Below are 7,306 nucleotides of genomic sequence, written 5' to 3' on the forward strand. Positions count from 1 at the left end.
CAAACAGACTGCTGCAAATTCAACCTTAAAAGGTCAACAGACCCTAATAACTCTCCTATTGTTATTTAACAACCAAAGGGCCGTAAGGCCCTTTTATCGTTTTTAAACTTAATGTTTTTGCATTTTACTCATTTCAGCATGACAGCTTTGCATGGTAAGCAATACCTTTGACAGCGCCGCTTCACAATCATGTGATTGAGGCTTTTTTAACGCTGTTTTGATTTCTTCTAAGGTTTTATCTTCTACTTCTTCAAGCTCTTTAATGTAGGTTTGGTCGTTATCGCTAGTGAATGTACTGAGCAAAGCGGTAAATGCTCTGCGTGCTTCTACCGCGAACGAAGAGCCATCTTCACGTGCACCTTGTTGATTAATTGCATAGGGTTGTAAGCTTTCAACACTTACTTTGCGGGCGTCGATCATGCGCTGAAATAATGCACTTACGCTAGGATCTTGTACTTTATCTTGTGCTTTTTCGTAAAAGTCGATACCGCTATTCATTACTTGGATAATGTCGGTGATATGATTTATCTCATGTCCTTGATGGGTGCTCATAATAATGACCTCTGTTAATTTAAAATACATAGATAACTAAGCAAGCGGTATTCCAACGCGGTTTTATTTTTTAACTAATTGTTTTTCATGGTTTTATTATTATGGGGAGGTCTAGGCAAGCTTGCTAACATGCTGCTAGCAAGCAAAATTTACATAAAAGCATGTAAGAAGGTTATTTAAGCTCTTCAGCTACTTCGGCTACTTTTTGACGTAACCAAATATGGCTAGCATCTCTGTGTAACAAAGGGCTCCATATCATATCAAGTTCAAATGGTGGAATTGGAAAGGGTGGTTCAAGTATTTTAAGCCCCGGATCGTCTACATAAATATTGGCCGCTTTTGAAGGTAAAGTCGCCACGAGGTTTTTTTCTTTCGCTAAATGAATCGCAACATGGTAGTTACGAGTAAAGGTGGCAATATTTCGATGCTTCCCAAAATGTGCGAGCGCTTCGTCAACCCAACCCAGCTTTTGCACATCTTTTGGATCCATGCCAACCCCAACACCAAAGCCTGTTTTACTTACCCAAATATGACGGGCTTTTAAATAGCTATCTAGGCTAAAGTTTTCAATAATAGGGTTGTCGGATCTTACTAAACAGCAAAAGCTATCTTTCCAAATTCGCTTATGATGAAACGATTGCGGTAAGTTCTCAAAGCGGTTAATTGCCATGTCTACTTTACCGTTTTCTACATCATGAAAGGTTACATCGCTGGGCGTTAAAATATCTAATGTGGTGTCTGGGGCTTCTTCATGTAATTTCCCTAATAAACGCGGTGCCATGGTACTGGCTGCATAGTCACTGGCCATAATTCTAAACACGCGTTTACTTTGTTTAGCTTCAAATTCGCGATTAGGTGCTAGCGTTTCTTCAAGCGTCATCAAAATACCGCGAATAACAGGCTGTAACTCAATAGCGCGCTCGGTCGGCACCATACCATCACTGGTACGCACTAAAATAGGATCGTTAAAAAGGTTACGTAGGCGTTTAAGTCCATTACTCATTGCCGGTTGAGTAATACTAAGCTGGTTAGCGGCACGAGTAACGTTACATTCGCGCAGTAACGTATCGAGATAAACCAGTAAATTTAAATCTATTTTACTTATATTCATTGTGTGTCCTTAACGTTTACCAGTAATGGATAAAACGCTGTGCTGTAGGATAGGGATAAATATGACTCACCTTTCCATTTTTTATATTTTGTTGTGCTTGTTTCCAAAAGCTCACATCAAGTAGTTCTGGGTGCGTACTGGTTAAAAATTGTTTATATGTTGGGTTAGGCATTACAAAGGTACATAATTGCTCTGGAAATACATCTTGCGGAGCAACCGAGTAACTTTGTTCATCCATCAAATAATCATCATAACTTTTTGCTTTGGGTAGTGCTCTAAAGTTCATGTCTGTTAAATATTGCACTTCATCGTAATCATAAAAAATAATACGTTTGTGCTTACTTACACCAAAGTTCTTTAACAGCATATCGCCAGGGAAAATATTCACGGCAATCATTTCTTTAAGCGCCTGGCCATACTCTTCAATGGCATCGGCGGCACTTTTTTCGTCTGCATTTTCTAAAAACAAATTAAGCGGTGTCATTCGCCGTTCAATGTATAAATGTTTTATGATTAACCAGTCACCCTCAATCACCATCGATGAGCCAATGGTTTTGTGCAACTGTGCTAACAAGTTACTATCAAATCGTGCCAAAGGAAATACGACGTTTGAATACTCTATGGTGTCAGCCATTCGGCCAACACGGTCATGACTTTTAACCAGTTGATAGCGTTTTAATACCGTATCGCGACCAAACGGCTTACTTTCGCCAAATTTATCTTTAATAACTTTAAATACATAACCAAACGAGGGTAGGGTAAATACCATCATCACCATACCCGGTGTACCGGGAGCAATGGTAAATTCATCATTAGAATGGGTTAAATGATTCAAAAACTCGCGATAAAACTCGGTTTTACCTTGTTTATGAAAGCCTATGGCGTTGTAAAGCTCGGCGAGGGTTTTATTAGGCATAAGTTGATTTAAAAACCGCACTAACGCTGAAGGAGCATGAGTTTCTACCATAAAATAGGCACGCGCAAAGCCAAAAATAACGCGCATTTGCGACGAATTTGTAAGTAAGGCATCTAAATAAAGGCCTTTATCTTCATGGTGTAACACGGCAATAATAAAAGGCTGAACGCCACTTTGCGATACAACGCGCCCCACAATGTAAGCGGCTTTATTACGATAAAACGGGGTATGTAATATATCAAAACGCATTTGCCAATGCTGGTGGTGTGTATCGGGTGCTTGTTTATAAAAGGCTTTAACTAATAAACGAATATCGCGTTCTAGATTGACAAAGTCGGCTTTAAAATCAAAGTGATTAATAATGCGCTTAATTGTGGGCTTTAAACCATCTACAACAGGAAAATAACTACGGTATTCAGCCTCAACGGGCACAGAAGGCGCATCTTTGAGCGTGGCTTCTACAAAAATAAAGTCATTGTGAAAATAGCGGCGGTGGTACAGGCGGCAGAATACTGAATTATAAAATGTTTCAGCAAGTTCTGCTTGCGGATGAAAACATAAAAAGTGTTGGTAAAGCTTTTTCACTTCAAGCCATAAGCTCTCGTTTAGCGCGTCTGTTTGCTGGCGTTCTCTTAGTGTTTTTGTTGTTTCGTTTACCCGATCATCGTAATAGCTTATACGCAGGCGACTTATATCATTAATAGCTTGCCAGTCTCTTTTAGCAAAAGCGTAGGGAGCCTTGGCTGTTGTTCTTTGAAACAGCAAATAATGCTTTTTAAAACCGGTTAAAATTAATTCAGCAATTTGGCGTGGTTGCATCAGTACTCCTTAATAGACGCCTTTAGGTGTTTAGGATAATGCCGGTGGTTATACCAATTTTATTAAAAACATGATCATTCTAGCGTATTAAATAATCCGCTAGCTGCGTTAAAAATTATTTATATAGAACAACTATGTATCATAATTTTTGCCTTGTTATCGACTTATTTCTTTGTCGCTATAATAGATCACTAATTTAATGCAATTGGTATTAGTATTAAATCCGAAAAAGGTGGTCAAAGGAAATTACACCACTAAACACACAATAGAGTTTATGCTCTATAGATGTTAAGGGTATGTTATTTTATATTTAAAACCAAGCTAATTAAGATGATATTTATTGAAGTTAGTCTGATTAAGGTTGATAGGCATCAATCTTTTTTTGTAACTTTTTAATACGCTTTTCAATCAATGCTTTATCTTTTTTATATTGCTTAACTAATTTTTTCTGTGTGTTTCTAATATCTTTGCTAATACGCTTTTTATCATCTGCGCTCAATATATGATTTAAACGCTGCTGTTGTTTAAAATCAGCCCTGTCTTTTTCTCGTAAAAGTATTGCTAACTTATGCTGATTGCTGCGCAGCTCCGCTTCTAGGTTGGAAATAATCGTATCTCGTTCCAGCTCGTTTAACTGTTTGGTATAGTTTATTTCTTTACCGGTTTGCTTAGGCTCAGTGGCGGTTATTGTGTGTGAGGTAGCATTATCACTACAGGGAAACTGAGAGAAAGTGGTGCCTTTGGGAGTGACGCACTTGAAGTAAGTGGCTTGCGCTGAAGTATATGTACTTAAACAAAAAAGACAGGCGGTAACGATCAGGTTAATAATTTTACACATAACAGTTATTCTTAACATGCGCTGCTGAGCTTAAAAAACTATCGATGCTAAAAACTATAACCTAGCTTGGGGGGATAGCAAGTGCAAAGGAGTAATAACAGAAACTAAGCGAGTCAGTTTTAATGACTCGCTCGTATTATGAGGTGCTATTGAGAAAATGTTTTAAGCTTTTTAATACCATGCACTAAGAATGGAATATCAAGCCCTTGTTCAATTGAAAACCCTTCAGCGGCAGAGATATTTCTAAAATTTCCATCACGATCAATAAGCGTGATTCTATCTTTTTTGTAAGCAATCACCACGCCTTGCGAGTAATTAACCCCAATATTATTACTTTTACTGTACAAGTTTTCGCCCAGCATAGTTTGCTGCGCAAGCGCATTACAGTTTAAGTATTGGCCAAGGCTCGTAGCGATAATATCGCTGGGCTGAATTAAACCGTTCACCTTAGAAATAAATTTATCGGAGCTATACAATGTTGACGTGGTTACAATTTCATTGCTATTTTGCGAGATACTAAAAGCAAAAAATTCAGTAGCGTCATCACGTACAGTGGCGTTTTCAGCCCCTTTGACAATTCTTATTGCACTGTCTTTGTGTGCTTGCTCGTTAATAAAGCTCAGCTCATCAATACCAGCCACTTCCACACTACGGCGTTGGCTTTGCCAAACGGGTAAAGTTTGCTGCTCAATAATGTTCGTTTTGTAAAATGCTGGCAAGCCGTACACAAGCCCAAATAACATATCACTATGATCGGTGGGTTGTAAAAATTGCGTGTTTTTATAAATACTTTGTTGACTGGCAACAAATTTTGCTAGCTGCTCGTCATTATCAAACACCAATATATCAACTTTTGCTGCGCTGTAATCTTCACATTTTTCTAATGGAGCAGGTGCTTGATAATTAATACCTTGGTTATTAATTTTAACGTTGTGCGCTTGCTCGTAGCTTTCAACATCCAGCAAATCGTTTTTAGCGAGTAAGCTTTTTGCCGTAGTCGGGTACGAAAGTGGTAGTACATTATCTTGTTTAGTGATATCAAATTTTAAATTTGCATCAGCCCAAATATGAATGCTGTGGCTTAGCGCAAAACAAATCACTAAAAATGAACCAGCATAACGGGCAAATTTAAACTGTTTTAAACGCCCTAAATGATGCCAAGTAAAATTACTAACAGTCAATTGAAACGCTAATATTGCTAACACTATGCTGCCTGCTAGCAAGGTAGTAAGTGCGGGTGAGTTTGTTACACGATGCCACAACAGTGAAATAATTTCAGGCAGTGCAGAGGCATTTAAGTGATAACCTAAGTTAAAGTAGACGTAAGCGTCTAAAGTCAGTATTGAGGCCCCGACAGTTGCAATCACTGCTGCCATACCGCGTATATGCCGTGGGTAGGGGAATACTAAACTCAAAGGGAAAACCGTCAGCACAAACGCTAAAAATGCAATAAAGCTAGTGTGGCTTAGCCAAGTAACCATCATATAGGTTATACCCATATAAGTGGTCGGTGGCGAATCGGCAAATAAATAGCTTAAGCTAATTAAAAGCGCTAAGCCAATATTGGCAAATGTAAACCAATGACCCCAACTTAATAATTGACTCGCTTTCGATGAAAACTGGTTGTGCTGCGATAAATTCATAGAGTTTACTTAACCGACTGCGCGAGTGCTTTTGCAAAGTTCTCAGTAACGGCTTGTCTTTTCCCTGTTGGTACATGCTCTTTTAAGATATGCGTGATAGAATTTCCTAAACACATAAGACTTAAATCAACCGGCGCATTATGTTTTGATAAAACATCAATGAGCTGATCGACGATTTGTTCTACTTCTTCATTAGAGTATTTTGATAAGATTGGCATCAGTTGGTTCAATAAAAAGAGTTATATTCCCGTATTTTAACACCAGAGGCGTGAAAAACAAAGATGGCAATAGATGTTAAAAAATTAGTCGTTCACTATGTAGACAAAAAAGACGACGACACTCAAATTCACCTTCGTAACGACGAAATGACTATCAACGATAAAGTGGCTGTATTCATTGAGCAATTACACCATGCCTATAACGGAAAACCAGGCAAAGGGTTTTGTGCTTTTAGTGGCGAAAAAAACAGTATTGTAGCCTCTACCATGCAAAGCTATCGCAATAATGAGCTTGGCTTTTGGCATATGACCGAGCAAGCATCAACGGTATTAAAAGAAGAGTTAGATAAATACGCCTTTAACGAAACGGGATATTTAGTATTTTGTCATTATCAGTACGTGGCGACTGATTATATGTTGATTGCTATGATCAATATTAAAGAGCATTACTCAATGACCTCTGAGCTTGATTTAGCCGCATCGCGTCATTTAGATATTTCGCGTATGCAATTAGCTGCTCGTATTGACTTAACCGCATGGGATACCCAGGCAGACGACAATCGTTATATTTCATTTATTAAAGGTCGTGCAGGGCGTAAAGTCGCTGACTTTTTCTTAGACTTTTTAGGTTGTGAAGAGGGCATTGATCCTAAGCAGCAAAGTCAAGTGATGCTCAATGCGGTAGAAGACTACTTATCAGAGCAAGAGTTTGATAAATCTGAAAAAGACGAGTTACGTAAGCAAGTATTCGATTACTGTAACGACTGTGTTACCACGGGTGAAGAAGCTAATGTGAGTGAACTTTCAGCAACGCTTACTAAAGGCGACGACAACCCGTTTGAAAGTTTTTGTAAAGAGCAAAGCTATGACTTAGAAGAGTCATTCCCGGTTGATAAAAAAACGGTAACCAGCATGGTTAAATTTTCAGGCTTAGGCGGTGGAGTCAGTATCAGTTTTGAGCGTAAGCATTTAGGCGAGCGTGTAACTTATAATGAAGCCACTGATACGTTAGTGATCAAGGGCATTCCACCAAACCTAAAAGATCAGCTACAGCGATTTATGGAACAACAGCAAGATTAAACTCACAGCGGGCTGCGAGCTACGGGTTGCGGGATTTGGTTCTTAACCCGAACCCCGCAGCCAGCTAACTTTTTTGCCTCTAGTCTTTGATTTTTTAACCACAGAGAACACCGAGATGTATGGACTCCC

The 7,306-nt window shown here is 38.8% G+C and carries 7 protein-coding genes; 1 reads left to right on the top strand and 6 read right to left on the bottom strand.

All coding sequences use genetic code 11. The features are described 5' to 3' along the window. Positions 1–108: 108 nt before the first annotated feature. The 6 genes from CWC14_RS16835 to CWC14_RS16860 form a co-directional block, all read right to left on the bottom strand. Positions 109–552: a ferritin-like domain-containing protein gene (locus CWC14_RS16835; RefSeq protein WP_138564043.1), complete on the bottom strand. Its 444-nt coding sequence runs from the start codon at positions 550–552 to the stop codon at positions 109–111. Between the two features lie 172 nt (positions 553–724). Then, a complete protein-coding gene (locus CWC14_RS16840; RefSeq protein ID WP_028835763.1) occupies positions 725–1,663 on the bottom strand; it encodes a LysR family transcriptional regulator in 939 nt (312 codons plus the stop codon). Between the two features lie 16 nt (positions 1,664–1,679). After that, positions 1,680–3,398: a bifunctional isocitrate dehydrogenase kinase/phosphatase gene (gene aceK, locus CWC14_RS16845; protein WP_138564045.1), complete on the bottom strand. Its 1,719-nt coding sequence runs from the start codon at positions 3,396–3,398 to the stop codon at positions 1,680–1,682. A 355-nt stretch (positions 3,399–3,753) separates the two neighbouring features. Then, positions 3,754–4,236: a DUF4124 domain-containing protein gene (locus CWC14_RS16850; RefSeq protein ID WP_138564047.1), complete on the bottom strand. Its 483-nt coding sequence runs from the start codon at positions 4,234–4,236 to the stop codon at positions 3,754–3,756. A gap of 146 nt (positions 4,237–4,382) precedes the next feature. Then, a complete protein-coding gene (locus CWC14_RS16855) occupies positions 4,383–5,879 on the bottom strand; it encodes a DUF3413 domain-containing protein (protein ID WP_013464687.1) in 1,497 nt (498 codons plus the stop codon). Positions 5,880–5,884: 5 nt separating this feature from the next. Next, positions 5,885–6,097 carry a YejL family protein gene (locus CWC14_RS16860; protein WP_008109847.1) on the bottom strand — a complete coding sequence of 71 codons (213 nt, stop codon included), beginning with the start codon at positions 6,095–6,097 and terminating at the stop codon, positions 5,885–5,887. 63 nt (positions 6,098–6,160) lie between these two features. Here CWC14_RS16860 and yejK point away from each other — a divergent pair, with 63 nt between their 5' ends. Next, positions 6,161–7,177, top strand: a complete 1,017-nt coding sequence (gene yejK / locus CWC14_RS16865) for a nucleoid-associated protein YejK (RefSeq protein WP_058154455.1) — start codon at positions 6,161–6,163, stop codon at positions 7,175–7,177. Positions 7,178–7,306: the final 129 nt, after the last annotated feature.

The organism is Pseudoalteromonas sp. S3260, assembly GCF_005886925.1.
Lineage (GTDB): Bacteria > Pseudomonadota > Gammaproteobacteria > Enterobacterales > Alteromonadaceae > Pseudoalteromonas > Pseudoalteromonas tetraodonis.